Here is a 23,245-nt window from a genome sequence, read left to right on the forward strand (position 1 = left end):
TCGAACCCACGAGACATTTCTGCCCACTGGTTTTCAAGACCAGCTCCATCGGCCGCTCGGACAGCCCTCCATCGACGGAAACCGCCGATCAGTGGACGAGTCTAGCCGGTTTCATTGTGCCGCCCGCACCTGGGGGGCGCCTGGATGGTCGGCCAGCATGTTCAGGGCATCGGCCAGGCCTCCGCTGTGAACATCCGCCGCGACCTCCGTCGCAGCATCCTTCACCTCATCCGGGGCCTGCCCCATCGCGACGGCACGCCCCTCGAGGCGCCGAGCCCACTCGAACATGCCGATGTCGTTGCGGCCGTCGCCGACGACGAGCACTCGCCCGCCCTCGATGCCGAGCTCGTCGTAGACATGGTGCAGGGCACTGCCCTTGTCGACCCCCTGCGGGGCGATGTCGAGCCAGGCGGTCCAGCCGATCGCGTAGGAGACCTCGTTCAGACCCGTCTCGGCGACGATGCGGTGGAAGTCGGCCTCATCGTGGCCGGGCGAAACGACGACGACGCGCGAGACCTTTTCATCGGACAGCTCGGCGACGCTCACCTGTCGGGCACCATCGAGGGTCCAGTCGGCGATCTCACCGGTGAACAGACGCGATCCGTCGGCGAGCTCGACCATGTAGTGGGCTTCGGGCAGGCGTGCGGTGAGCAGCCCGAGCACCTGGCTCGGGTCGAACGTCTCGACGCGCCAGCGCTCCCAGCCCGCATCCGTGCGGCGCATGATGACCGCTCCGTTCGAGCACACGACGAACTCCGCATCGAGCTCCAGGGCGTCGACCCAGCGCTCGGTCGCGTTCCAGCTGCGGCCGGTGGCGATGGTGACGACGTTTCCGGCCTCGCGCACGCGCGCGACAGCCTCGGGGACGCCCGGGCTCATCGTCTCGTCCTGCAGAAGAATCGTTCCGTCGACGTCGAGACCGACGAGCCAGGGCTTCGTCACGCCTTCGGCTCCAGTTTCTCGAGTCCGCCCAGGTAGGGTCGCAGCACCTCGGGGATGAGGACGGATCCGTCTTCCTGCTGGTGGGTCTCGAGGATCGCGACGATCCAACGGGTCGTGGCCAGCGTGCCGTTGAGGGTGGCGACGGGCTCGGTCTTGCTGGCCTCGGTCGCCCCCGGCTCGGCGGCCGGGCGGTGGCGCACATCGAGGCGACGGGCCTGGAACGTGGTGCAGTTCGATGTCGAGGTGAGCTCACGGAAAGCGCCCTGCGTGGGAACCCAGGCCTCGATGTCGTACTTGCGGGCGGCGCTGGAGCCGAGGTCTCCGGCGGCGACATCGATCACGCGGTAGGACAGACCGAGAGCCGTGAGCATCTCCTCCTGCAGCGCGACGAGGCGCAGGTGCTCGGCCTCGGCGGCCTCGGGCGTCGTGTAGACGAACATCTCGAGCTTGTTGAACTGGTGCACGCGGATGATGCCGCGGGTGTCCTTGCCGTACGAGCCCGCCTCGCGGCGGTAGCAGGTCGACCATCCGGCGTAGCGCAGCGGCCCTGCGGCGAGGTCGAGGATCTCGTCCTTGTGGTATCCGGCGAGCGCGACCTCGCTGGTGCCGACGAGGTAGAGGTCGTCGTCCTTGTCGAGGTGGTAGACCTCGTCGGCGTGCTCGCCGAGGAAGCCCGTGCCCTGCATGATCTCCGGACGCACGAGGGTCGGGGTGATCATGGGCTCGAAGCCGTGCTGCAGGGCCTTGTCGAGCGCGAGGTTCATCAGGGCGATCTCCAGGCGCGCGCCGACGCCCTTGAGGAAGTAGAAGCGCGATCCCGAGACCTTCGCGCCGCGCTCCATGTCGATCGCTCCGAGCAGCTCGCCGAGTTCGAGGTGGTCACGCGGCTCGAAGTCGAACGTCGGCGTCTCGCCGACGCGGCGCAGCTCGACGAAGTCTTCTTCACCGCCGGCGGGGACGCCGTCGATGATGACGTTCTCGACGCGGGCGAGGGCGGATGCCGCAGCCTCGGCGGCCTGATTCGAGGCGGCCTGGGCCTGCTTCACGCGCTCGGCGAGCTCCTTCGCCTGCGCGACGAGCGCCTGCTTCTCCTCCTTGGGAGCCTTGGCGACCTGCTTGCCGAAGGCGTTCTGCTCGGCGCGCAGCTCTTCGAAGGCCGTGAGCGCTTCGCGGCGGGAGCGGTCGGCGGCGATGGCGTCATCGACGGTGGATTCGGCATTGCCCCGGGCCGCCTGCGAACGGCGGACGATCTCGGGCTGGTCGCGGAGGAGAGCGAGGTCGATCATTCGTCAAGTCTAGCCAGCGTGACACGCTCGGGCGGATGCCGCGTCGTAGAGTGATCGCCATGAGGAAGAGCACCTCGCGCCACCGCCAGGCCGCTCTCGTCTACAACCCTCTCAAGGTCGACGAGAAGCGTCTGCGCGCTGCCGTGCGCGATCTGTCGAAGCAGGCCGGGTGGGCGCACCCCGCTTTCTATCCGACGACCGTGGATGATGCCGGACAGGGCGTGGCGCGTGAAGCGATCGAGCGCGGGGTGGAGGTCGTGCTCGTCGCGGGCGGCGATGGCACGGTGCGAGCCGTCGCCGAGTCGGTCGCGGGAACCGGAACGCCCCTCGCGATCGTCCCGAGCGGCACGGGCAACCTCCTCGCCCGCAACCTCGGCCTTCCCCTCGCCTCCGCCGAGACCATGATCCGCGCGGCGCTGGGTGATAACCGGCATCCGATCGACATCGGCTGGGCCGAGCTCACCCGCGAGGACGGCACGCATGAGGAGCACGCCTTCGTCGTGCTCGCCGGCATCGGCCTCGACGCCGACATGATCGCCAACACGCGCCCCGATCTGAAGAAGACGGTCGGCTGGGTCGCCTACGTCGACGGCGCCGCGCGCTCCCTCCCCCGGGCGAAGCCCTTCCGCATCGTCTACCAGGTGGATGCTTCGCGTCTGCATTCCACGAAGGTGCAGAGCGTGCTGTTCGCCAACTGCGGGACGCTGCCCGCGGGCATCGCCCTCATCCCCTCGGCCTCGATCGCGGACGGCCTGCTCGATGTGGCTCTCATCCAGCCCAGCGGGGTGTTCGGCTGGTTGGGCGTCTGGCGCAAGATCTGGTGGGACAACTCGGTGCTGCGGCGCTTCCGCGCGGGGCGCCGGGTGCTGCAGCGACGAGGAAGAGATGCGTCGATCCGGTACCGGCGCGGGAACAGCGCCGAGGCCGCGGCCACGGATCCGACGCCGATCGAGCTCGACGGGGATGCCTTCGGCGCAGCCGTGCGCATCCGCTGCCGGGTCGATCGCGGAGCGCTCCTCCTCGCGCTTCCCGAGGGGCATCCGACCGCGGCGCTGTGACGGTCAGTTCTCGATGACGGTGACCTCGCCGTCGAGACCTCCCCCGACGAGGGTGAGGACGAAGGCATCGTCGTCGTCATCGTCGATGTCGTCGAAGCCGATCAGCGTCACGCGCGGTGCCATGTCCCGCGTGCAGGCGCCGTTCTCGTCGACGAAACGGACGGTTCCGGCGTTGCCGGCGACCTCGACCGAGTCGACCACGGGCGGGCAGCTGGACGAGCCCCAGGTCAGCAGCGCGAGGGCGTCGTCGTCGAACCATCCGGCGGTGGGCTGGAAATCGCTCGAGGCCCGGGTGAGCGCCGGGTTCCCGTCGAGGTCGACGTCGTCGGTCCTGTCGCCGAGCGTGACGATGATCTCGACATCGCGGGTCGGGTCGACGCCCTCGGGCAGGTCGACGAGCGTGGCGCGAGCCGCCAGGTCGCTCGTGCACGCGGTGTTCGGATCTCCCTCATCGAGTGTCACGCGCACCGTCTGGCCCTCGGCCGCGATGTCGCCGGCGAGGGGGACGCAGCTCGAAGAGCCCCAGGTGAGCACCGCGACCATGTTTCCGTTGTCGAGCCAGGCCGCTTCGACGTCGTCCATGTCATCGCCGTCGACGGCGATGCCCGCCGTACCGCCGTCGGGGTCGGCGCTGCTCGTCGGCGCGGAGTCGCCCGGCGAGGCCGTGCAGCCGACGATGAGTGCGGATGCCGCTAACAGGGCCCAGACCGATGCGAGAGCACGCCGTGTTGAAGTCATGCGGCCAGGGTATCCTCCGACCGGCCTCAGCGGGAAGAGCCTCGCCCCGTCATGCGGATCCGCGCCAGACGACGGGGCATTCGAGCACCTGGATGCCGTGGTGCTCAGCGTCACTGAAGCGCGGAGCTGAGCCGCGCGAGGTTGTCGAGGACGGTGGATCGCAGCGGCTGCTGCATCCATTCCTGGAGGGTGAGCTCGCGGCTGAGGTCCCGGTACTGGTCTTCGACCGCCCGGACCTCGGCCACGAACTCCTCGCCGCGCACGAGCATGGAGATCTCGAGGTTCAGACCGAAGGAGCGCATATCCATGTTGCTCGAGCCGATGACGGCGATCTCGTGGTCGACCGTGAGGCTCTTGGTGTGCAAGATGTACGGCTTCGGGTACATCCAGATGCGCACACCGGCGCGCAGCAGCGCCTCGTAGTAGCTGCGCTGCGCGTGATAGACGACCGCCTGATCGCCCTCCTCGGAGACGAAGAGCTCGACCTGCACGCCGCGGTCGCAGGCGGCGCTCACCGCGAGCAGGAGCGCTTCGTCGGGCACGAAGTACGGGCTGACGATCATGATCTTGTCCTGCGCGCCGTAGACGAGGGCGAGGAACAGGCGCAGGTTGTTCTCGACCTCGAAGCCGGGGCCGGAGGGGACGATCTGGCAGTCGAGGTCGCCGCTGCCGGTGGCGGCGCTCGTCATGTCGATCTCGCTGAGGATCTCGTCGCTCTCGCTGTACCAGTCGCTGAGGAAGATCGCGTTCAGGGCGAGCACGATAGGACCGTCGACGCGCACCATGAGGTCGACCCAGTGCAGGCCCCGTTTGATGTTCTTGGGCAGGTTGTAGGTCGAGTCGGTGACGTTCTGCGACCCGAGGTATCCGACCTTGCCGTCGATCACGAGGAGCTTGCGGTGGTTGCGCAGGTCGGGTCGCTGGATCCTGCCCTTGAACGGCTGCATGGGAAGCATCAGATGCCAATCCGCGCCCATCGCGTCGAGCCGTTTGATCGTGGCGCGATAGCGCGGCTTCCAGCGGTTGGCCCAGTGGTCGAAGAGCACGCGCACGGGGATGCCCCGCGCCGCGACCTCTTCGAGGGCGCGGAAGAAGTTATCGGTCGAGGCATCCGATTGGAGGATGTAGAACTCGACGTGCACATATTCGGTGGCTTCGCGGATGCTGTCGGCCATGGCGTCCAGCGACTCCTGGTAGTCGCTGATGAGGTGCGCGCCGTTGTCGCCCGAGATCGGCAGGGCACCCAGCTCCTGGTTCATCGCGACGACCGAGCGCAGCCATTCCGGGGCGTTCGGGCGCAGGGTTCCGAAGTGCAGCTGGTCGCTAGTCTCGGCGATGTACTCGTTGATCTGGTCCTGTTTGCGTCGCCGGGCTCGCGGCAGGCGCGGGTTTCCGATCAGAAGGAACAGCACCACCCCGACGTAGGGGATGAAGAAGATGGCCAGTAGCCAGGCCATCGCCGCAGTGGGGCGACGGTTGCGCGGGATGATGATGATGGCCGCGATGCGGATGACGATGTCGACGACGACGCCGAGAGCGAGGACCCACCAGGTCCAGTCCATCTGCCTACCCCCCGAGAAGCCGAACCGCGACCCGAGGTCGCGGCCTATCGAATCAGCGTAGCGGGTACCGGCATCGGCCCGCGGATCCGATCAGGAAGCGACGGGCGGGAGTCCGCGTGCGGCGCGCTCCTCGGCTTCGATGCGGGCACGAGCCCGGCGCTCGGTGCGGTCGGAGCGGATGATGCCGCGCAGGATGAAGAAGAAGACGATGCTGACACCGATCGTCGGCAAGAGCGCCCATGCCGAGGCGAGCCAGATGTTGTCCATACCCCCATCGTACGCGTCCGATCCTGTGCGCCTGCTCACCCGTTCTGCACCGACCCGCTGAAACGGCTCGGAGGCCGACCCTCCTGTGGAAGGCGCCTCCGCCGGAGCGCTCATCGCCCACACTCGCTGCATGAACACCATCCTCCGCGCTGCAGATTCCGCCGAGTTCCTCGGTCTCGTGCCCGCCCTGGCGGGCTTCGCCCCTCGGCAGAGCCTCGTGCTCGTGCCCTTCCGCCGATCGCGGGCCTCCGGTGCGATGCGCGTCGACCTGCCCGATGGCGGTGCGGACCTGGGCAGGTACGTCAGCACCGCCTTCGGGCTGTTCTCCCGCGTCAGCGGAGCCGATGCCATCGCCCTCGTCGTCTACACCGATGACGGGGCACAGGCCACGCCCGACGGCCTGGTGCTGCCGCAGACCGCGATGCTCGACGAGCTGCTCTCGGCCGCGACCGCCGATGGGCTGCGGATCGTCGATGCCCTGTGTGTGATGCCCGGCGGATGGTCGAGCTATCTCGATGACGATCCCGTCGTCGCGCCGCTGGCGGGGATCCCGGTTCCCGAGGAGGTCGCCGGAGTCGGCGATGTCTCCGGAGATCAGCACGCCGGCACGGAGCTGCCGCGGATCGATCTCGCCGAGAAGGAGCGGGTGGCCCTGGTGCTGCGCGATCTGACGGATGCCGTCACGCATGACTGGCGGCATGACGAGCGCCGCAATCCGCAGGCGATTGCCGCCTCGATCCTGCTCGACGATCTGACGCTGCTGTTCGAAGAGGCGCTCGACGCCCCGGAGAACATGCCGCCGTTCGTGACCGCGGCACTGCTGTGGTGCTTCGAGCGGCCTCGGTTCCGCGACGTGGCGATGCTGCAATGGGCCACCGATCTCGCCACCGGAGCGCGATCCCTGGCGGCCCAGCTCGCCTATGCCGACAATGGCACGCCGATCCCCGATGAGATCGGACTCGTGCTCATGGGCATCGGAAGGGCACCGGACCCGGATCGGCTGCGCATCGCCCTCACGGTCGTGCGCAATCTCGCCGCTCGCGCGCCGTCGGCGTCGCGCCCGGCGGCCCTGACGATCGCCGCGTGGCTGTCGTGGGCGCTGGGCCGGTCGACCCACGCCGCGCACTATCTGCAGGCGGTCGCCGAGATCGACCCCGACTACTCGATGGCGGCGCTCATCGGATCGATGATCGACGCGGCGGTCCTGCCGGAATGGACGTTCCGGCAGGGCGCCGCATCGTGAATCACTTGACGAGCGGGAAGAGGATCGTCTCGCGGATGCCGAGGCCCGTGATGGCCATCAGCAGGCGGTCGATGCCCATGCCCATGCCGCCCGACGGCGGCATGCCGTGCTCGAGCGCCCGCAGGAACTCCTCGTCGACGCTCATGGCCTCCACATCGCCGCGCGAGGCGAGCTTGGCCTGCTCGACGAAGCGCTCGCGCTGGATGACGGGGTCGACGAGCTCGGAGTACCCGGTCGCCAGCTCGAATCCGCGGATGTACAGGTCCCACTTCTCGACGACGCCGGCCTTGGAGCGGTGCTCGCGCACGAGGGGCGAGGTGTCGACGGGGAAGTCCATGACGAACGTCGGGCGAGTGAGGCCGGTCTTGACGAAGTGCTCCCAGAGCTCTTCGATGAGCTTGCCGTGGGTCGCGTGCGCGGGCACGTCGACCCCGTTCGCCTCGGCGAAGGCGATGAGGTCCTCGACCGTGTCGTCGACGGTGAATTCGCGTCCGGCTGCGGCCGAGAGCGACTCGTACATCGAGACACGGTCCCACTCGCCGCCGAGGTCGTACTCCGTGCCGTCTGCCCAGGTGACGGTGGTGGAGCCGGCCACGGCGAGCGCAGCCTTCTGCACGAGCTCCTGGGTGAGTTCGGCCATCTGGTTGTAGTCGCCGTAGGCCTGGTAGGCCTCGAGCATCGCGAACTCTGGGCTGTGGGTGGAGTCGGCGCCCTCGTTGCGGAAGTTGCGGTTGATCTCGAAGACGCGCTCCAGGCCGCCGACGACGGCGCGCTTGAGGTAGAGCTCGGGCGCGATGCGCAGGTAGAGCTCGGTGTCGAAGGCGTTCGAGTGCGTGATGAACGGGCGAGCGGATGCCCCGCCGTGCTGCACCTGCAGCATCGGGGTCTCGACCTCGAGGTACTCGTGCTCGGTGAAGGTCGAGCGCAGGCTGGCGTTGACGGCCGCGCGGGCCCGCACGGTGGTTCGGGCCTGCTCGCGCACGATGAGATCGAGGTAGCGGCTGCGCACCCGGGTCTCTTCGTTCAGCTCGGAGTGCGTGTTCGGCAGCGGCAGGATCGCCTTGGACGCGATGGTCCAGTCGTCGGCCATTATCGACAGCTCGCCGCGGCGGCTGGAGATGACCTGACCGCGCACGAACACGTGGTCGCCGAGGTCGACGTACTCCTTCCAGCGTGCGAGCGATTCCTCGCCCACCTCGGCGAGGGAGATCATCGCCTGGATGCGCGAACCGTCGCCGGCCTGCAGGGAGGCGAAGCAGAGCTTGCCGGTGTTGCGGCTGAACACGACGCGGCCGGCGATGCCGACGACGACACCGGTCTCGGCGCCGGCTTCGAGCTCGCCGTACTCGGCGCGGAGCGCCGGGATCGTGTGCGTGACCGGAACGGCGACGGGGAAGGCCCCGCCGGCGGCATCCGCACGCTGCTCGATGAGCCGCTCGCGCTTGGCGAGGCGCACGGCCTTCTGCTCGTGGACGTCCTCTCCGGAGGTCTCGTCGGGGGTGTTCGTGGGCGCGTCGGGCGCGGTGGTCATAGCGGCTCCTTGGAAGTCCCCTCCAGTTTACCGGCCGCCCCCTGTGCGCCCGCCGCTCCGGCCGACACCGTGCAGATCACGATTCCCCTGGGTACGCTCGTGGACATGCCGTACCGGTCTTTGCCCCGTTCCCTGGCGCTGATCGCGGTGGGAGGCGCCCTGCTCGTGCTGGCGCCGAGCTCCGCCTCGGCCTCCGCGCCGGCCGATGTGAACGACTTCGAGTTCTCTTCGTGGGATGCCGTCTATGACGTCTCCCTCGACGACGACGGCCGGGCACGCATGCACGTGACGGAGACGCGCGTGGCCGACTTCCCCGAGACCGATCAGAACCGCGGCATCGTCGCCGGCTTCCCCCAGGCCTACGGAGACGCGTCGATCGGCACGACGATCCTCTCGGTTAGCGATGAGGACGGCGCCGACGTGCCCTACGACACCGAGAGCGACGAGGGCATGCTCTACGTCCTCACCGGAGACGACGACTACGTGCACGGGCGCACCACCTACGTCATCGAATACGAGATGCGCGATGTCGTCCTCGCCGCCGAGAAGACGCTCGTGGACGAGTTCTACTGGAACCTGCTCCCCCTCGACAGTACGCAGCGCGTCTCCTCCTTCCACGCCGAGATCCGCTTCGACGATGCGCTGAGCTCCCGCCTCACCGGCGATCGGTCCTGTTACACCGGCTACATCGGCTCGACCGATCCCTGCGTCCTCATCGACCGCGGCGATGGCACGTTCTCGGTGTCGGAATACGATCTTGCCGCCGGCCAGGGCGTCACGGTCGCGATCGCGATCGAACCGGGCACCGCGGTCCAGCCCAGTGCCCGTACCCCCAATGCCGCGACGGACGTCGCGCCCTATTTCCTCTCCGGTGGCGCTGCCGCCGCGTCGATCGGCGCGTGGATCGGCGTGGCGTCCATGAAGCGGCGTCACCGCCGCGCGACCGGCATCGTCGTCGCGCAATACGAGGTCCCGGCCTCTCTCCCACCGCTGCTGGCGGGAAAGATCCTCCCCGGCGCGCGCGACGCGATGGCCGCGCAGTTCGTCCACCTGGCCGTCGGCGGCAGCATCCGCATCGAAGACGGGCCCGCGACTGGGAAGAAGAAGCCCGATCCGCAGCTGCGGTGTCTCGACGCGCCCCTGCAGGAGCGCATGGACCAGCAGGTCATGGACGTGGTGTTCGCCGATGTGCAGCCCGGAGAGGTTCTTCCCCTGGGCGAAGCGGATGGCGATCTCATCGCCCGGGTCTCGAACCTCAACGAGTTCGCGACCAAGATGGCGCTCGCCCGTCGTCTCACCACGAAGGTCCGCAGCCGCGCGGCGATGACCCTGCAATGGGTGTCGCTCGGCCTGCTCGCCGTCGTCGCCGCGCTGTGGGCGTGGGCGGCCCTCACCGGGCGAACGGCCGCCGAACCCGTCCTGTTCGTGGGCGCGCTCACCGCCATCCTCGTCGGCGGCTCCTGCCTCATGTCATTCACGCGCCACACGGTGCTCACTCCGGAGGGCGCCCTGCAGTTGGAGCACCTCCGCGGCGTCGAGGAGTTCATCCGCGTCGCCGAAGCCGATCGTCTGCGCATGCTGCAGTCGTACACGGGCGCCGAGCGGCGAGCGGACGGCACGGTGAACGTCATCCACCTCTACGAGAAGCTGCTGCCCTACGCGATCCTGTTCGGCCTCGAGAAGCAGTGGGGCGGCGTGCTCGAGTACGCCTACGGTCAGGGCGGGCAGACCCCGATGTGGACGACCACCGACCCGGGCAGCATCCGCACCTCGATCGCCTCGTTCTCTGCGGCGACGCAGTCGGCTTCGTCGGCGTCGAGCAGCAGCGGTGGTTCGACGGGCGGCGGGTTCTCCGGCGGGGGCGGCGGAGGCGGGTTCTCCGGAGGGCGCTGAGCGCCGCCGGGTCAGAGATCGAGAGGGTCGGATGCTTCGCGCAGCGCCCGCTCGACGGTCGACTGCACGAGCGCCGAGAGGTATCCGCCGGGGTTCTCGACACCGATGCCGCGCAAGAGCGATGTGGACTGGCCGATGATGGCGCGCGAGAACTCGGATGCCGTGGCGATCGCCTCGGCGTATGCCGGACGGTCCTGCTCGGCGACGACGACGGGTTCGCAACCGATCTCGACGGCGAGCGCCTGCGCGATCGGCAGCACGGGCGCGGGGGCCGTGACCGCGGCGAAGGCGACCTGCAGCTGGCGCAGATCGATCGACGTTCCGGTGAACGAGATCGCGGGATGCACGGCGAGCGGGATGGCGCCGTTGCGCTGCGCGGGCTCCAGAACGCCGATGCCGTAAGCAGGGTCGGTGTGCAGCACGAGCTGTCCGGGTTGCCAGGCGCCGATGTCGGAGAGTCCGGCGACCAGGCCCGGTAGCTCATCATGCGGCACGGCGATCACGACGAGCTCGCTGCGGCGGAGCACTTCGGCGGTGTCGAGCACGGGGACATCGGGCAGCACTCCGGCGACCCGGTCGTCGTCGGAGCCGCTCGTGATCCCGGTGAGGGCATGGCCGGCGCCGGCGAGCGCGGCACCGATGACGGGGCCGACCCGGCCGGCGCCGATGATTCCGACGCCGAGGCGTCCGTCACGCGTCACGGTTGTCCGTCTCCGGTGCTGTGGGGGCTTCGGGAACCAGGTCGATGAGGGGCTCGGATGCCGCATCGCTGTTCTCTGCGACGACCGGGGCCTCGGCATCCGGTGTCTCTGCCGATGCCCACCGGTGCGAGTGATCCGCGTATGCGGCGACCGAGGCGCGGTGCGCGACATCTCCGACAGCAGCGTTGAGCACGGCGCTGTCGATGCCGACGACGTCGCCGAGCACGACGCCGGTGACGCTGTGCGCCTTGAGATAGCCCACGCGCTGCGCGCGGTCGATCGGCCCCTGGTGCACGGAGACGCCCTGCAGGCGCGCGAGCGGGAACACAGCGAGCTTGCGCCAGACGACACCGCGGCGCAGGATCAGACCGAAGTCGGTGACGGCGAAGCCGTGGCGCTTCCAGGAGAAGGGACGACGCCACCAGCCGCGCTTCTCGAGCCGCTGGTACGGGTCGCCCTCGGCCTGCGGACCGTGGATGCCGTGCTGCCAGACGAGGGGCAGGTCCTGAGATGGCATGTCCGGAAGGATCAGCCCGAGCACGCGCTGCACGTCGGCGGCGACTCCGACCGGCAGCACGATGCTGAACTGCTGCCCGGTGCCGGACTGCTGCTGAGCGGCGCTCTTGCCGCTCATGCGGTTGATCTTGACAGCCCACCAGCCGAACGGCCGCCACAGCAACGACTGCGTCACCTCGACGGCGAAGATGCGCCCGGGAGGGATCGTCTCGGTCGTCGTCGTGAACAGGCCGTAGGTGATGCGCACGCCGTCGGGGGTCGGGGCGATCGAGTAGCGCAGCGACTTCGAGATCTGCCCCCAGGTGACGGCGACCGTGGCGATGACGAGCGGCACGCCCATGCCGAGCATCACCGCGATGATCGCACCGATCGCCTCGGGTCCGTCGGTCTCCGACAGGATGCCGGGGATTGCGAACGACATCGCGACGGCGAAGATCGCCGTGAAGAAGACGAACCACAGCAGGCCCGAGAGCAGCTGGGATCCGACCAGGCGACCGGTCGGGATCTTGACGACGCTCTCGGGCTCGACATCGGTGAGGTCGACGCCCTCGATGAGACCGCTGACGCCCGCGTTGACCGACTCGAGCACCTGCGCGCGCACGCCGCCGACGACCGGGCCGCCGTCCTGGCGCGCCAGGCGCGCGGCGCGGGCACCGGAGGCGAGGCGCAGGATGTCTGCGCGCACTCTCTCGGCCTTCGCGGTCGACAGGTACTCCAGCGGCACGTTCGCGTCGGTTCCCGCGCCCACGACCTCGAGCTTCGCGAGGCCGATGAGCCGCGCGGGGAAGGGGCGCGTGAGGTTCACTCCCTGCACGCGGTCGAGGGGCGCGCGGCGCTGCGAGCGGAAGACGATGCCCTTGCGCACCTCGACGTGATCATCGGAGATGCGGAACTCCTGGAACCGCCACACGATCCAGAACGCGACGATGAGCACGATCAGCACGCCGAGCACGATCAGCAGCGCCAGCAGGATGAAGTTGTTCTCCATCACCCAGTCGACGGGGTCGCCGCTGGAGTAATCGCTCATGTGCGCATCGGGCGCGAAGAGATCGACGATCCAGTAGACGATCCGGTCGCGGAAGTTGTTCAGCACGATACCGGCGACGATCAGCAGCACCAGGCCGCCCTTGAACAGCGGCGTCAGCGGGTGGAGCCGGTGCCACTCGCCGTCGGCGAGCGTCTCGTCCGGGAGCGCAGCGCGGGGATCCGGGGTGCTCACAGCCCGGTCCGCCGGGTCTCGGCGACCTCGATGAGAGTGTCGCGCAGGGTTTCGGCCGCGCTCTGGGTGAGCCCGGGGATCTGAACGCCGGTGGTGGCGGCGGCCGTCACCATCTTCAGCTGGGCCACGCCGAAGGCGCGGTCGAGCGGGCCGTGCGTGATGTCGACGAGCTGCATCCGGCCGTAGGGCACCGCGATGATGCGCTGCCAGAGGATGCCCTTGCGGAAGACGATGTCGTCCTCGCGGAGCATGTAGCCGATCGCACGCGCCTGACGGGGCAGGATCACGAGGGGGGCGATCGTGAGGACGAGGAGGATTCCTGCGGGGACCCACACCCAGGTCTGGTCGAAGACGAGGGCCGCGACGAGCGCGACGACGACGATCAGAGCGATCACGAGACCGTTCTGCAGGAACTGCGAGGCGACGTAGCGCGGCGAGATCTGGTGCCAGTGGCCGTCGAGGGCGAGTCGCCCCTCGCCGCGCGGTTCGCGGATCTGCTCGTAGGTGCCCTCGTCGAGAGTACCGCTGGCAGCGGGGGTCGGCTGCGCGCTCTCAGCGGCCGGCGTCGGCTCCAGGGGCGGGGTCATCGAGCTGTCGGTCATCAGGGTCCTTCGGCAGGGTGCAGAACTGTTCGGCGACGAGAGCAGCGATCACGAGGACGAGCGAACTCGCCACGAGAGCGACCATCGCCACCATCGACCCTACCGGGGGATGAACCGGCCGCGACAGGAGGAAGACGAGCAGTCCCGCGCCGAAACCGGCGGTGAGGGCGCCGAGCAGGCTCGAGGCGCGGGCGAGCGTCACCGCTCGCATGGCGCGGAACGGATCGATGCGCCCGGCGCTCTTGCCCTGGATGCTGCGCCGCACGGGCCAGGCGAGCAGGAGCACGACGACCGCGATGATGACCAGGAGCACCGGCAGGTATCCGGACGGCGCGAAAGTCGCCCGCCCTGTGACGGTCAGCAGCTGATTGACGAGGTAGCCGGCTCCTCCCCCGACGAGGGCGAGGAGCACGAGCACCAGGGCGGAGGTGCGCTTCATCGGGGTGTCGTGTCGTCGGAGCGGAGACGGACGATCAAGTCATCGATGCGTCCCGCGCCGGGCAGGACCGCGTCGGGATCGACCTCGGCCCACGGTTCGAGCACGAACAACCGCTCGGCCGCGCGCGGGTGCGGCACCTGCAGCCGGGCGTCGTTCGAGACGAGGTCGCCGTAGACGATCAGATCGAGGTCGAGCGTGCGGTCTCCCCAGCGCTCGTGGCGTTCGCGGCCGTGCTCGTCCTCGATCGCGTGCAGCATGCCCAGCAGCACCTGCGGTGCGAGCCGGGTGATCACGAGCGCGACTGCGTTGACATAGGTCGGAGCATCCGGGTCCGGCCCGTCCGGTCGAACCGCAACCGTCTCGTGCAGAGAAGACAGGCGGACCTCGTCGACGAGTGGCAGGCGCGCGATGCGCTCGGCGGCCCGCTCGATGCTCTCCCGCCGATCGCCGAGATTCGCGCCGAACGCCACGATGGCGATGACCGCGTCGCGCCCGGGACGGGGATCCGGGGCGTTCAGTGGCGGCATCCGGGTCATCGTCGCCCCTCCCGGGTGCGACGGATGCTCACCGACACGTCCGCGAATGTCAGCGGGATCGGCGCGTGCGGCTTGTGCACCGTCACATCGACCATCTGCACCCGCTCATCCGCGAGAGCCACATCCGCAATGCGCTGCGCCAGCGTCTCGATGAGATCGACCGGGTCGCCGGCGACGACCGCGGCGACCTGCTCCGCGAGCACCCCGTAGTGGACGGTGTCTCGGACATCATCGGATGCCGCGGCATCCGCAAGAGGCAGGTGCAGCGTCAGATCGATCGTGAAGTCCTGCCCGTCGGCGCGCTCGTGCTCGAAGACGCCGTGGCGGCCGAAGACGGTGAGCCCGGTGAGGCGGATCTGGTCCGTGCCCGCCATGTCAGCCCTCCCAGGCCCGCGCGATGCTGAGCGCGTCACGGGTCGCCGCGACGTTGTGCACGCGCACCGCCCAGACCCCGTGCCGCACCGCGAGCGCGCTCGTGACGGCCGTGGCCAGATCGCGTCGCGCCTCGTCGACGGGATCGCCCTGGGGCTCCAGGGTCTCCGCGAGGAATCGCTTGCGCGAGGTCCCGATCAGCACCCGGTGCCCCAGCGCGCTGATGTCGGCGAGGCCGCGGAGCACATCCCAGTTCTGCGCGCCCGCCTTCGCGAATCCGATGCCCGGATCCAGGATGATGCGTGAGGGCGCGATGCCGGCGGCAGCCGCCTCGCCGATTCGCTCGCGCAGCTCGCCGGCGACCTCGCGGGAGGCGCGGCGGTATTCGGCGCGGGCGTACATGTCGTCGGAGTGCCCGCGCCAGTGTCCGAGCGCATAGTCGGCGCCGGACTCGGCGACGGCCGCGAGCATTTCCGGGTCGGCCAGGCCGCCCGAGACGTCGTTGACGATCCGGGCACCGGCCTGCACGGCGGCGGCGGCGGTCGAGGCGTTGAAGGTGTCGACGCTGACCGGGATGCCGCGAGATGCGAGCTCCTGGATCACCGGGACGACGCGCTGCTGCTCCACCTCGGGAGCGATGCGCTCCGATCCGGGCCGTGTCGACTCTCCGCCGATGTCGAGGACCGTGGCCCCTGCCTCGCGCAGCTCGAGGCCATGGGCGATCGCACGCTCGGTGTCGATGTACCGGCCGCCGTCGCTGAACGAGTCCGTCGTGATGTTGACAATGCCCCAGATGCCGGTCATGCTCCCCCTCCGATGAGCGCGATGATCTCGCCGCGCGCGACGGGCTCCGTGTACTCGCCGCGGGCCGCGATCGTGAGAGTCGATGTCTCCGGCTGGCGTCCTCCGCGCATCGTGACGCAGCCGTGCACGGCATCCATCACGACCAGCACGCCCCGGGTGTCGAGGTTCTCCGCGATCGTGTCGGCGATCTGCTCCCCGAGCCGCTCCTGCACCTGGGGCCGCGTCGCGAGCGTCTCGACGACGCGCACGAGCGCACCGAGGCCGACGACCTGCTCCCCCGGCAGATAGGCGATGTGCGCCCGCCCCGCGAACGGCAGCAGATGATGCTCGCACACCGAGCGGAACCGGATGTCGCGCAGCAGGACCGCCCCTGACGGCAGCGTGTCGGGAGCCGGACCCCGGGACACGCTGATGGTGTGCGCGAGGGGCGCCGAGGCATCCTCACCGACACCGGCGAAGAACTCCGCGTACAAATCCGCCATCCGGGCCGGAGTCTGCGTCAATCCCGGGCGATCGGGATTCTCCCCGATCGCCTCGAGCAGCTCTCGCGTCAACCGCGCGATGCGCTCGGTGTCGACCGCCATGCTCAGGCCGTCGCCGGGCGGGCCTGACCGGACGCCGGGTTGCCGTCGACAGCGCCCTGGGTCGCTGCCGCATCGGCCGAGCCGTCGACGTTCGCCGCGGCATCCGCCGGGATCACGCGCGTCGGAACCTCGATCGGAGGACGGTCGGAGACCGGACGGTCGTTGCTCGAGAGCCACAGCGGGCGCTCCGGGAGCTTGCGCACATCCTCGAAGATCTCGGCGATGCGGTTGTGGTCGAGGGTCTCCTCCTCGAGCAGTGCGAGGGCGAGACGGTCGAGGATGTCGCGGTTGTCGCTGATGACCTGGTAAGCCTCGTCGTGCGCCTGCTCGATGAGTGCGCGCACCTCGGTGTCGACCCGCTGGGCGATCGTCTCGGAGTACTCGCGACCGCGGCCCATATCGCGTCCCGCGAAGGGCTCGCCGCCCTCGGAGCCGAGCTTGACCGGGCCGAGCTCGGTGGTCATGCCGTATTCGAGGACCATCTTGCGGGCGATGTTCGTCGCCTTCTCGATGTCGTTGGATGCCCCGGTCGTCGGGTCGTGGAAGACGAGCTCCTCCGCGACACGACCGCCCATCGCGTAGGTGAGCTGGTCCTGCAGCTCATTGCGGGTCACCGAGTACTTGTCGTCGACCGGCATGACCATCGTGTAGCCGAGGGCCTTGCCGCGCGGGAGGATCGTGATCTTCGTCACCGGGTCGGTGTAGTTCATCGCCGCGGCCGCCAGGGCGTGGCCGCCCTCGTGGTAGGCCGTGATGAGCTTCTCGCGGTCCTTCATGACGCGCGTGCGGCGCTGCGGACCGGCGATGACGCGGTCGATGGCCTCGTCGAGCGCGCGGTTGTCGATCAGCTGCGCGTTCGAGCGGGCCGTGAGCAGAGCCGCCTCGTTGAGGACGTTCGCCAGGTCGGCGCCGGTGAAACCGGGGGTCTTGCGGGCGACGACCTCGAGATCGACGCTCTGCGCCAGCGGCTTGCCCTTGGCGTGCACGTTGAGGATGTGCAGACGGCCCTTGAGATCGGGGGCGTCCACGCCGATCTGGCGATCGAAGCGACCCGGGCGCAGCAGCGCCGGGTCGAGGATGTCGGGGCGGTTGGTCGCCGCGATCACGATGACGTTCGCGTTCGGGTCGAAGCCGTCCATCTCGACGAGCATCTGGTTGAGCGTCTGCTCTCGCTCGTCGTTGCCGCCGCCCATGCCGGCACCGCGGTGACGGCCGACCGCATCGATCTCATCGATGAAGATGATGGCCGGGGAGTTCTCCTTGGCCTGGGTGAACAGGTCGCGCACACGCGACGCTCCGACGCCGACGAACATCTCGACGAAGTCCGATCCCGAGATCGAGTAGAACGGGGCGCCTGCTTCGCCGGCGACCGCACGGGCGAGAAGCGTCTTGCCGGTTCCGGGAGGGCCGTACAGCAGCACGCCCTTCGGGATGCGCGCACCGATCGCCTGGAACTTGGCAGGGTCCTGGAGGAACTCCTTGATCTCCTCGAGCTCCTCGATGGCCTCGTCGGCACCGGCGACATCCGCGAACGTGACGGTCGGGGTCTCCTTGTTGACGAGCTTCGCCTTCGACTTGCTGAACTGCATGACCTTGCTGCCGCCGCCCTGCATCGAGGACAGCAGCCACCAGAAGATCAGACCGAGAAGAAGGATCGGGATCAGGAGCGAGAGGAAGCCGTCGAACCAGGTGGCCCGGGGCACGACATCGTCGAATCCGTCCTTCGGGTCGGAATCGGTGACGGCCGCGACGACCTCGGCGGCGCGGGCATCGACGTAGTAGAACTGCACGTCCGTAGCGCCCTCGAAGGCCTTCGAGAGGGTCATGTCGACCCGCTGATCGCCGTCGGTGTTCGTCACCTTCGTGACCGTCGAACCGGCGAGCAGGTCGAGGCCCTGCTGCGTGGTGATCTGCTTGGGGGCATTGAGGTTCGAGATCAGCATGAATCCGCCGAACAGCAATGCACCGATCAACACCACATAGAGCAGCGGATTCCGGGTGATCTTCTTCACGTCCATGATGCGATCAGCGTATCGCGCCCCGGCTAGCGGTCCCCTGTGATTCGCCCACGGCGTACGCCGCGGCGCGTCAGCTGTAGACGTGCGGCGCGAGCACCGCGACGTCGCGCAGGTTGCGGTAGCGCTCGTCGTAGTCGAGGCCGTAGCCGACGACGAAGTCGACGGGGATGTCGAAGCCGACGTACTTGCAGTCGATCTCGACCTTGGCGGCCTCGGGCTTGCGCAGCAGCGCCAGGACCTCGATGGACTCCGGGCCGCGCGATTCGAAGTTCTCGAGCAGCCAGCTGAGGGTCAGACCCGAGTCGATGATGTCCTCGACGATGAGCACGTGCTTGCCGTGCAGGTCGGTGTCGAGGTCCTTGCGGATCTGGACGACACCGCTGGACTTCGTGCTGGAGCCGTAGCTCGACACGGCCATCCAGTCCATCGGCGCGTGGATGGGCAGCGCCCGGGCGAAGTCGGCCATGACCATGACCGCGCCCTTGAGAACGCCGACGAGAACCAGGTCCTTGCCCGCATAGTCTTCGGTGACCCGTGCCGCGAGCTCATCGAGCTTCGCGAGGATCTCCTCCTCGGTGACGAGGATCTGGGAAAGGTCGTCCTGAATGTCTGCCGCGCGCATGTATCGATTCTAGGCATCCACTGCCGTGAGCCATTGTCAGGAAGGGTTCTCGCACTCGCGCTCCCCACTGCGGCGGCGAGGGCAATAAGGTGGGCGGTGAACGGGCACTGGGCCCGCGAACGGAGGGAATCCCATGGCTCTTGACGACATCCTCAAGCAGGTCCCGATCGACGACATCGCAGCCAAGCTCGGCGTCTCCAACGACGAGGCGAAGAAGGCCGTCGCCGAGGGCGGCGCGATTCTGCTGGGCGGCCTGGCGCAGAACGCGAAGAGCTCCGAGGGCTCGACGGCGATCGCCAACGCTCTGAAGAAGCACGAGGGCGCGAAGAGCGTCACGTCGGTCGACGAGGTCGATCAGGCCGACGGCGAGAAGATCGTGAAGCACGTGCTCGGCGCTGACGCCGGCGACGTCGCGGCGAAGCTCACGGCATCCGACAAGACCTCGGGCATCGACTTCGGCAAGCTCCTGCCGATCCTCGCGCCGATCGTGATGGGCCTCATCGCGAACAAGAACAGCTCTGCGTCCAGCACCGAGTCGGGCGGCGGCCTCGGCGACATCATCGGTGGCCTGCTCGGCGGCGGCAACAGCTCCGGCGGCGGCATCGGCGATCTGCTCGGCGGCGTCCTCGGCGGCGGTTCGTCCTCCGGCGGCGGCCTCGGCGACATCATCGGCGGACTCTTCGGCAAGAAGTAGTCCCCCTCCGCTCGGTGGACCCGACCGCGGGTCTACCGAGCGGTCAGAACGATGCGGCCACCGACGCGGGCCGCAGAGCATCCGGGCAGGTCGATCGGCCCCTGCCCCGACCAGTCCGTGACGAGGCGAGCGACTTCGATCGTCTGCGTGCGCGTCAGGCTCGCACCGAATTCGCTGTGCGCGACGAGACGGATGATGCGGTTGCGCAGCGCTGCCGGGTTCGCCGCGAGCGCGGCGACGCTCACCGAGATGCCGGCTTCGGCGTGCTCGACGATGTCTTCGATCGTCTCGTGGATCATCTCGTCGAAGGCGGCGTTGTCCTCGCGCAGCTGCTCGGCGGTGCGAGCGAGCGCCTCGGCGATGCCCGGGCCGAGTTCGGCTTCCAGCACCGGCAGCACGCTCTCGCGCACGCGAACGCGGGCGAATCGGCTCTCGGTGTTGTGCGGGTCGTGCCAGACATCGAGATCGGATGCTGCGCAGAAGGCCCGTGTGGTGGTGCGGCGCACGCCGAGCATCGGCCGCAACCACACCGTGCCGTCCTCATCCTCGCGGCGCGGGGCCATGCCCTGCATGCTGCCGGCTCCGGAACCTCGGGCCAGCCCCAGCAGCACCGTCTCGGCCTGATCGTCGAGCGTGTGCCCGAGCAGAACTGCGGCTGCTCCCTCTGCACCGGCGATCCCGCGCAGCGCCGCGTAGCGCGCATCGCGCGCTGCCGCCTCCAGGCCTGAGCCCGCAGCATCCCTCACCGCGACCTTCGTCTGCAGCGCATCGTCGACGCCGATACGCTCGGCACGCACAGCCGCCTCCGCGGCGATCACGTCCGAACCGTCCTGCAGCCCGTGATCGACGGTCAGCGAGAGAACCTTCATCCCGCGCGAACGCGCCTCGAACACGGTCGCCGCCGTCAACGCGAGCGAATCCGCGCCTCCGGAGAGCGCGACGAGCACTCTCGCACCGTCGGGCAGATCGGCGAGGGCGGTGCGGACGGCGAGACGGATCTCGGCGATGGCGGGATCGAGTGAAGGCACCAGATCACGCTACCGCGCGACGCGCGGGTAGGCTGGTCTGCGGCATCCAACCGTCTTTTCTGAGGAGCACACGCATGGGCGCACACGACGCCGTCATCGAGATCCCGCGCGGCAGCCGCGTGAAGTACGAGGTCGACCACGAGACCGGACGAGTGCACCTCGACCGCGTTCTCTACACGACCTTCGGATACCCCGCCGACTACGGCTACTTCGACAACACGCTCGGCGAGGATGGCGATCCGCTGGACGTCCTCGTGCTCCTCGACCACGCCATCTACCCGGGCGTCGTCGTCGAGGTCCGCCCCGTCGCCGTGCTGAAGATGAGCGATGAGGCCGGCGGAGACGACAAGCTCGTCGCCGTCCTGTCGAAGGACCCGCGCTGGGCCCACATCCAGGACATCGGCGACCTCGCCGAGTACACGAAGAAGGAGATCGAGCACTTCTTCGAGCACTACAAGGACCTCGAGCCCAACAAGTGGGTCAAGGTCGACGCATGGGGCGACGCCGCTGAGGCGCAGCGCATCCTCGACGAGGCGATCGTCCGCTTCGGCGAAGGCCACTGAGCTTCTTCGAACGCAGAAAAACCCCCGGCACCTGCCGGGGGTTTTTCATTGCCGCGAACGGCTCTCAGACCGAGATGCCCTTGCTCGCCATGAATGCGATGGGGTTCGTGTAACCGCCGTTGATGTAGACCTCGAAGTGCAGGTGGCATCCGAAGGAGCCGCCCGTGTTGCCCTCGTAGGCGATGACCTGTCCGGCACTGACCCGCTGGCCCGAGCGCACCGCGAAACCGCCCGGGACGATGTGCGCGTAGCCGGTTCCGATGCCGTTGCCGTGCTGAATGCGCACGTAGTTGCCGTAGCCGCCGTTCCAGCCGGCGTAGTCGACCGTGCCGGAGTTCGCCGCGTAGATCGGCGACCAGCAGCCGGCCGCGAGGTCGACGCCGTAGTGATAGCTCGACGAGCAGCCGTTGGCGCCGCAGATCGGGGTGCGCGGACCATAGCCCGAGGTGCGCCATCCTGCGTGGGGGCGGACCCAACCGCCGGAACCGGTGCTTCCACCGCCTCCTCCTCCGCCACCGCCGGAGCCGCCTCCGCCACCGGAACCGCCGCCACCACCGTTGTTGTTGTTATTCTTCGCGGCCTCCTCAGCCCGCTTCCGGGCCTCTTCTTCGGCCTTCCTGCGCGCTTCCTCTTCGGCCTTCTTCCGCGCGGCGACACCGGCCTGGTAGTCGGCCACGGTCTTCTTCGTCGTGTCCTGGAGCAGCGCGAGCTGCGCCTTCAGCGTCTCGAGGTTCTCGGCCTGCTCGTCGAGAGCAGCCTGCGCGGCTTCGGCTGCGGCCTGAGCTGCGACCATCTTCTCCTCGGCGATCTTCTGCAGCTTGTCGCGCTCGTCGCGGGCGACTGCGGCCTGATCGCTGAGCTGCTGCGCGGAGTTGCGTGCGGCGACGGCGTCGTCGTAGACCGACTGGTTGAACTGGAACAGCTTGTCCATCGTGCCCAGGCGCGACAGCAGGTCGTCGGCGTTCTCGGCCGAGCCCGCGAAGAAGAGCTCGAGAGCGGTGTCGTCGCCGCCCTTGCGGTAGAGCTGCGCAGCGACCTGCCCGGCCTTGCGAGCGGACTCGTCCGCCGTCGCGGCCTGCTCGTCGGCCTGCGTCTGCAGGCTCTCGGCCGCAGCGATGGCCGCGAAGTAGGCCTGCTGCGCCTCGTAGAACTCGTTGCCCGCTGCTTCTGCCGCCGCCTGAGTGTCGGCGACCTTCTGCGTGAGGGAGGCGATCAGATTCTGGATGCGCGTGATCTCGGTCGCCTTGGCTGCCTCGTTCTGCTTCGCCTTCTGCACGTCGTCCCAGCTCGGGTACGAGGCGGCGAAGGCGGCGTTGACGCCGGTTCCGATGCCGAAGGCGCTGAGCGCTGCGACGCTGAGTGCGCCAAGGCCCAGGGCGTTGCGCCGCGTGAGTGCGCCCTTCTGCCAGAAAGTGCGCTTCTCCTCGGCACTGGGCCCGCAGCCGCAGGAATCCCCGGCCTCGAGCGCAGCATCCATCGTGGACTGCTCGTCGTTCACACGGCCCCTCTCACCGAAATCACATATGCCACAGTAACAACTTCCGTCACAAACGCACCAGGTCACAGGCGCTTCGCGAGGCCGAATCCGGCCCTCCATCGTCACCCCGAAACGCCCGGGCGTCACGCAGGCACGCCCTCGATTAGCGTTTTGGGGGAAAGTCGGCTTATGCTTGGGTGTCGGCAAGGAAGTCCCCCGGGACTGACTCGGCCCCATCGTTTAGCGGCCTAGGACGCCGCCCTTTCACGGCGGTAGCACGGGTTCGAATCCCGTTGGGGTCACCAAAACCGATATAATTTAATAAGCATGGCCCTGTAGCGCAGTTGGTTAGCGTGCCGCCCTGTCACGGCGGAGGTCGCGGGTTCAAGTCCCGTCAGGGTCGCTCTATAGCGACGGGCCCTTTTTTCGAAAAGGGCCTTTCGTCTAGATGGCGGCAGATTTATGATGTGCCGTACGGCTCTGTAGCTCAGTTGGTAGAGCGCACGACTGAAAATCGTGAGGTCACGGGATCGACGCCCGTCGGAGCCAC

General features: G+C 68.6%; 23 protein-coding genes and 3 tRNA genes. 8 read left to right on the forward strand and 18 right to left on the reverse strand.

Going from position 1 to position 23,245, the window contains the following annotated elements; translation table 11 throughout:
• Positions 1–111: 111 nt before the first annotated feature.
• On the reverse strand, positions 112–942 hold the full coding sequence (locus tag Q0Z66_RS09290) for an HAD family hydrolase (RefSeq protein WP_298040457.1): 831 nt from the start codon (positions 940–942) through the stop codon (positions 112–114).
• Positions 939–2,228 (reverse strand): serine--tRNA ligase, encoded by a 1,290-nt coding sequence (gene serS, locus Q0Z66_RS09295; RefSeq protein WP_298040458.1) that lies wholly within the window; start codon positions 2,226–2,228, stop codon positions 939–941. The genes Q0Z66_RS09290 and serS overlap by 4 nt, the downstream gene beginning before the upstream one ends.
• Positions 2,229–2,287: 59 nt before the next feature.
• On the opposite strand from serS, the gene Q0Z66_RS09300 reads away from it, so the two are divergent.
• Positions 2,288–3,286 carry a diacylglycerol kinase family protein gene (locus Q0Z66_RS09300; RefSeq protein ID WP_298040460.1) on the forward strand — a complete coding sequence of 333 codons (999 nt, stop codon included), beginning with the start codon at positions 2,288–2,290 and terminating at the stop codon, positions 3,284–3,286.
• A gap of 3 nt (positions 3,287–3,289) precedes the next feature.
• Here Q0Z66_RS09300 and Q0Z66_RS09305 read toward each other — a convergent pair whose 3' ends face one another.
• The 3 genes from Q0Z66_RS09305 to Q0Z66_RS09315 all read right to left on the reverse strand — a co-directional run bounded on the left by Q0Z66_RS09305 (position 3,290) and on the right by Q0Z66_RS09315 (position 5,853).
• Positions 3,290–4,024 (reverse strand): hypothetical protein, encoded by a 735-nt coding sequence (locus Q0Z66_RS09305; protein ID WP_298040462.1) that lies wholly within the window; start codon positions 4,022–4,024, stop codon positions 3,290–3,292.
• Between the two features lie 110 nt (positions 4,025–4,134).
• Positions 4,135–5,586: a cardiolipin synthase gene (gene cls, locus Q0Z66_RS09310; protein ID WP_298040463.1), complete on the reverse strand. Its 1,452-nt coding sequence runs from the start codon at positions 5,584–5,586 to the stop codon at positions 4,135–4,137.
• Between the two features lie 90 nt (positions 5,587–5,676).
• On the reverse strand, positions 5,677–5,853 hold the full coding sequence (locus Q0Z66_RS09315) for a hypothetical protein (RefSeq protein WP_298040464.1): 177 nt from the start codon (positions 5,851–5,853) through the stop codon (positions 5,677–5,679).
• Between the two features lie 130 nt (positions 5,854–5,983).
• On the opposite strand from Q0Z66_RS09315, the gene Q0Z66_RS09320 reads away from it, so the two are divergent.
• Positions 5,984–7,096, forward strand: a complete 1,113-nt coding sequence (locus Q0Z66_RS09320) for a DUF4192 family protein (protein WP_298040466.1) — start codon at positions 5,984–5,986, stop codon at positions 7,094–7,096.
• Position 7,097: 1 nt separating this feature from the next.
• Here the strand turns inward: Q0Z66_RS09320 and lysS are convergent, their stop codons facing one another.
• Complete coding sequence (lysS, locus tag Q0Z66_RS09325; RefSeq protein ID WP_298040468.1) at positions 7,098–8,627, reverse strand: lysine--tRNA ligase; 1,530 nt, start codon at positions 8,625–8,627, stop codon at positions 7,098–7,100.
• Positions 8,628–8,732: 105 nt separating this feature from the next.
• On the opposite strand from lysS, the gene Q0Z66_RS09330 reads away from it, so the two are divergent.
• Positions 8,733–10,520 (forward strand): DUF2207 domain-containing protein, encoded by a 1,788-nt coding sequence (locus tag Q0Z66_RS09330; protein ID WP_298040470.1) that lies wholly within the window; start codon positions 8,733–8,735, stop codon positions 10,518–10,520.
• 11 nt (positions 10,521–10,531) lie between these two features.
• On the opposite strand, the gene Q0Z66_RS09335 is transcribed toward Q0Z66_RS09330, so the two are convergent.
• The 10 genes from Q0Z66_RS09335 to hpt all read right to left on the reverse strand — a co-directional run bounded on the left by Q0Z66_RS09335 (position 10,532) and on the right by hpt (position 18,933).
• Positions 10,532–11,221, reverse strand: a complete 690-nt coding sequence (locus Q0Z66_RS09335; RefSeq protein ID WP_298040471.1) for a Rossmann-like and DUF2520 domain-containing protein — start codon at positions 11,219–11,221, stop codon at positions 10,532–10,534.
• Positions 11,211–12,956, reverse strand: a complete 1,746-nt coding sequence (locus Q0Z66_RS09340; RefSeq protein ID WP_298040473.1) for a PH domain-containing protein — start codon at positions 12,954–12,956, stop codon at positions 11,211–11,213. The genes Q0Z66_RS09335 and Q0Z66_RS09340 overlap by 11 nt, the downstream gene beginning before the upstream one ends.
• A complete protein-coding gene (locus Q0Z66_RS09345; RefSeq protein ID WP_298040475.1) occupies positions 12,953–13,558 on the reverse strand; it encodes a PH domain-containing protein in 606 nt (201 codons plus the stop codon). The genes Q0Z66_RS09340 and Q0Z66_RS09345 overlap by 4 nt, the downstream gene beginning before the upstream one ends.
• The gene (locus Q0Z66_RS09350) at positions 13,509–13,997 is read right to left on the reverse strand and encodes a DUF3180 domain-containing protein (protein ID WP_298040477.1); all 489 of its coding nucleotides are present in this window, start codon (positions 13,995–13,997) and stop codon (positions 13,509–13,511) included. Before Q0Z66_RS09350 ends, Q0Z66_RS09345 begins: the two co-directional genes overlap by 50 nt.
• Positions 13,994–14,533, reverse strand: coding sequence for a 2-amino-4-hydroxy-6-hydroxymethyldihydropteridine diphosphokinase (folK, locus tag Q0Z66_RS09355; protein WP_298040479.1), 540 nt, complete (start codon positions 14,531–14,533; stop codon positions 13,994–13,996). The genes Q0Z66_RS09350 and folK overlap by 4 nt, the downstream gene beginning before the upstream one ends.
• Positions 14,530–14,907 (reverse strand): dihydroneopterin aldolase, encoded by a 378-nt coding sequence (gene folB, locus Q0Z66_RS09360; protein ID WP_298040481.1) that lies wholly within the window; start codon positions 14,905–14,907, stop codon positions 14,530–14,532. The genes folK and folB overlap by 4 nt, the downstream gene beginning before the upstream one ends.
• Before the next feature lies 1 nt (position 14,908).
• Complete coding sequence (folP, locus tag Q0Z66_RS09365) at positions 14,909–15,709, reverse strand: dihydropteroate synthase (protein WP_298040483.1); 801 nt, start codon at positions 15,707–15,709, stop codon at positions 14,909–14,911.
• Positions 15,706–16,293, reverse strand: a complete 588-nt coding sequence (gene folE, locus Q0Z66_RS09370; protein ID WP_298040485.1) for a GTP cyclohydrolase I — start codon at positions 16,291–16,293, stop codon at positions 15,706–15,708. The genes folP and folE overlap by 4 nt, the downstream gene beginning before the upstream one ends.
• Positions 16,294–16,295: 2 nt before the next feature.
• Entirely contained in the window at positions 16,296–18,311 is a 2,016-nt protein-coding gene (gene ftsH / locus Q0Z66_RS09375) for an ATP-dependent zinc metalloprotease FtsH (RefSeq protein ID WP_298040487.1), read from the reverse strand.
• 70 nt (positions 18,312–18,381) lie between these two features.
• Positions 18,382–18,933, reverse strand: coding sequence for a hypoxanthine phosphoribosyltransferase (gene hpt / locus Q0Z66_RS09380; protein WP_298040489.1), 552 nt, complete (start codon positions 18,931–18,933; stop codon positions 18,382–18,384).
• A gap of 133 nt (positions 18,934–19,066) precedes the next feature.
• On the opposite strand from hpt, the gene Q0Z66_RS09385 reads away from it, so the two are divergent.
• The gene (locus Q0Z66_RS09385; protein WP_298040491.1) at positions 19,067–19,627 is read left to right on the forward strand and encodes a DUF937 domain-containing protein; all 561 of its coding nucleotides are present in this window, start codon (positions 19,067–19,069) and stop codon (positions 19,625–19,627) included.
• A 32-nt stretch (positions 19,628–19,659) separates the two neighbouring features.
• Here the strand turns inward: Q0Z66_RS09385 and tilS are convergent, their stop codons facing one another.
• The gene (gene tilS, locus Q0Z66_RS09390) at positions 19,660–20,655 is read right to left on the reverse strand and encodes a tRNA lysidine(34) synthetase TilS (RefSeq protein WP_298040493.1); all 996 of its coding nucleotides are present in this window, start codon (positions 20,653–20,655) and stop codon (positions 19,660–19,662) included.
• A 74-nt stretch (positions 20,656–20,729) separates the two neighbouring features.
• On the opposite strand from tilS, the gene Q0Z66_RS09395 reads away from it, so the two are divergent.
• Positions 20,730–21,218, forward strand: a complete 489-nt coding sequence (locus Q0Z66_RS09395) for an inorganic diphosphatase (protein WP_298040495.1) — start codon at positions 20,730–20,732, stop codon at positions 21,216–21,218.
• 64 nt (positions 21,219–21,282) lie between these two features.
• On the opposite strand, the gene Q0Z66_RS09400 is transcribed toward Q0Z66_RS09395, so the two are convergent.
• Entirely contained in the window at positions 21,283–22,716 is a 1,434-nt protein-coding gene (locus Q0Z66_RS09400; protein WP_298040497.1) for a M23 family metallopeptidase, read from the reverse strand.
• A gap of 208 nt (positions 22,717–22,924) precedes the next feature.
• On the opposite strand from Q0Z66_RS09400, the gene Q0Z66_RS09405 reads away from it, so the two are divergent.
• The 3 genes from Q0Z66_RS09405 to Q0Z66_RS09415 all read left to right on the forward strand — a co-directional run bounded on the left by Q0Z66_RS09405 (position 22,925) and on the right by Q0Z66_RS09415 (position 23,244).
• Positions 22,925–23,000 (forward strand) — tRNA-Glu (locus tag Q0Z66_RS09405).
• Positions 23,001–23,024: 24 nt separating this feature from the next.
• Positions 23,025–23,098 (forward strand) — tRNA-Asp (locus tag Q0Z66_RS09410).
• 73 nt (positions 23,099–23,171) lie between these two features.
• Positions 23,172–23,244: transfer RNA gene (locus Q0Z66_RS09415), tRNA-Phe, on the forward strand.
• Position 23,245: the final 1 nt, after the last annotated feature.

The sequence above is a fragment of the uncultured Microbacterium sp. genome, from assembly GCF_947632095.1.
Classification (GTDB): Bacteria; Actinomycetota; Actinomycetes; order Actinomycetales; family Microbacteriaceae; genus Microbacterium.

What these genes read in the sequence shown, in the direction of transcription:
- Q0Z66_RS09350 (WP_298040477.1), bottom strand. Translation starts at nt 13,997, where the DNA reads ATGAAGCGCACCTCCGCCCTGGTGCTCGTGCTCCTCGCCCTCGTCGGG.
- serS (WP_298040458.1), bottom strand. Translation starts at nt 2,228, where the DNA reads ATGATCGACCTCGCTCTCCTCCGCGACCAGCCCGAGATCGTCCGCCGT.
- Q0Z66_RS09305 (WP_298040462.1), bottom strand. Translation starts at nt 4,024, where the DNA reads ATGACTTCAACACGGCGTGCTCTCGCATCGGTCTGGGCCCTGTTAGCG.
- folB (WP_298040481.1), bottom strand. Translation starts at nt 14,907, where the DNA reads ATGGCGGGCACGGACCAGATCCGCCTCACCGGGCTCACCGTCTTCGGC.
- ftsH (WP_298040487.1), bottom strand. Translation starts at nt 18,311, where the DNA reads ATGGACGTGAAGAAGATCACCCGGAATCCGCTGCTCTATGTGGTGTTG.
- Q0Z66_RS09320 (WP_298040466.1), top strand. Translation starts at nt 5,984, where the DNA reads ATGAACACCATCCTCCGCGCTGCAGATTCCGCCGAGTTCCTCGGTCTC.
- Q0Z66_RS09315 (WP_298040464.1), bottom strand. Translation starts at nt 5,853, where the DNA reads ATGGACAACATCTGGCTCGCCTCGGCATGGGCGCTCTTGCCGACGATC.
- Q0Z66_RS09300 (WP_298040460.1), top strand. Translation starts at nt 2,288, where the DNA reads ATGAGGAAGAGCACCTCGCGCCACCGCCAGGCCGCTCTCGTCTACAAC.
- folK (WP_298040479.1), bottom strand. Translation starts at nt 14,533, where the DNA reads ATGACCCGGATGCCGCCACTGAACGCCCCGGATCCCCGTCCCGGGCGC.
- Q0Z66_RS09385 (WP_298040491.1), top strand. Translation starts at nt 19,067, where the DNA reads ATGGCTCTTGACGACATCCTCAAGCAGGTCCCGATCGACGACATCGCA.
- folP (WP_298040483.1), bottom strand. Translation starts at nt 15,709, where the DNA reads ATGACCGGCATCTGGGGCATTGTCAACATCACGACGGACTCGTTCAGC.
- cls (WP_298040463.1), bottom strand. Translation starts at nt 5,586, where the DNA reads ATGGACTGGACCTGGTGGGTCCTCGCTCTCGGCGTCGTCGTCGACATC.
- folE (WP_298040485.1), bottom strand. Translation starts at nt 16,293, where the DNA reads ATGGCGGTCGACACCGAGCGCATCGCGCGGTTGACGCGAGAGCTGCTC.
- lysS (WP_298040468.1), bottom strand. Translation starts at nt 8,627, where the DNA reads ATGACCACCGCGCCCGACGCGCCCACGAACACCCCCGACGAGACCTCC.
- Q0Z66_RS09345 (WP_298040475.1), bottom strand. Translation starts at nt 13,558, where the DNA reads ATGACCGACAGCTCGATGACCCCGCCCCTGGAGCCGACGCCGGCCGCT.
- Q0Z66_RS09330 (WP_298040470.1), top strand. Translation starts at nt 8,733, where the DNA reads ATGCCGTACCGGTCTTTGCCCCGTTCCCTGGCGCTGATCGCGGTGGGA.
- Q0Z66_RS09395 (WP_298040495.1), top strand. Translation starts at nt 20,730, where the DNA reads ATGGGCGCACACGACGCCGTCATCGAGATCCCGCGCGGCAGCCGCGTG.
- hpt (WP_298040489.1), bottom strand. Translation starts at nt 18,933, where the DNA reads ATGCGCGCGGCAGACATTCAGGACGACCTTTCCCAGATCCTCGTCACC.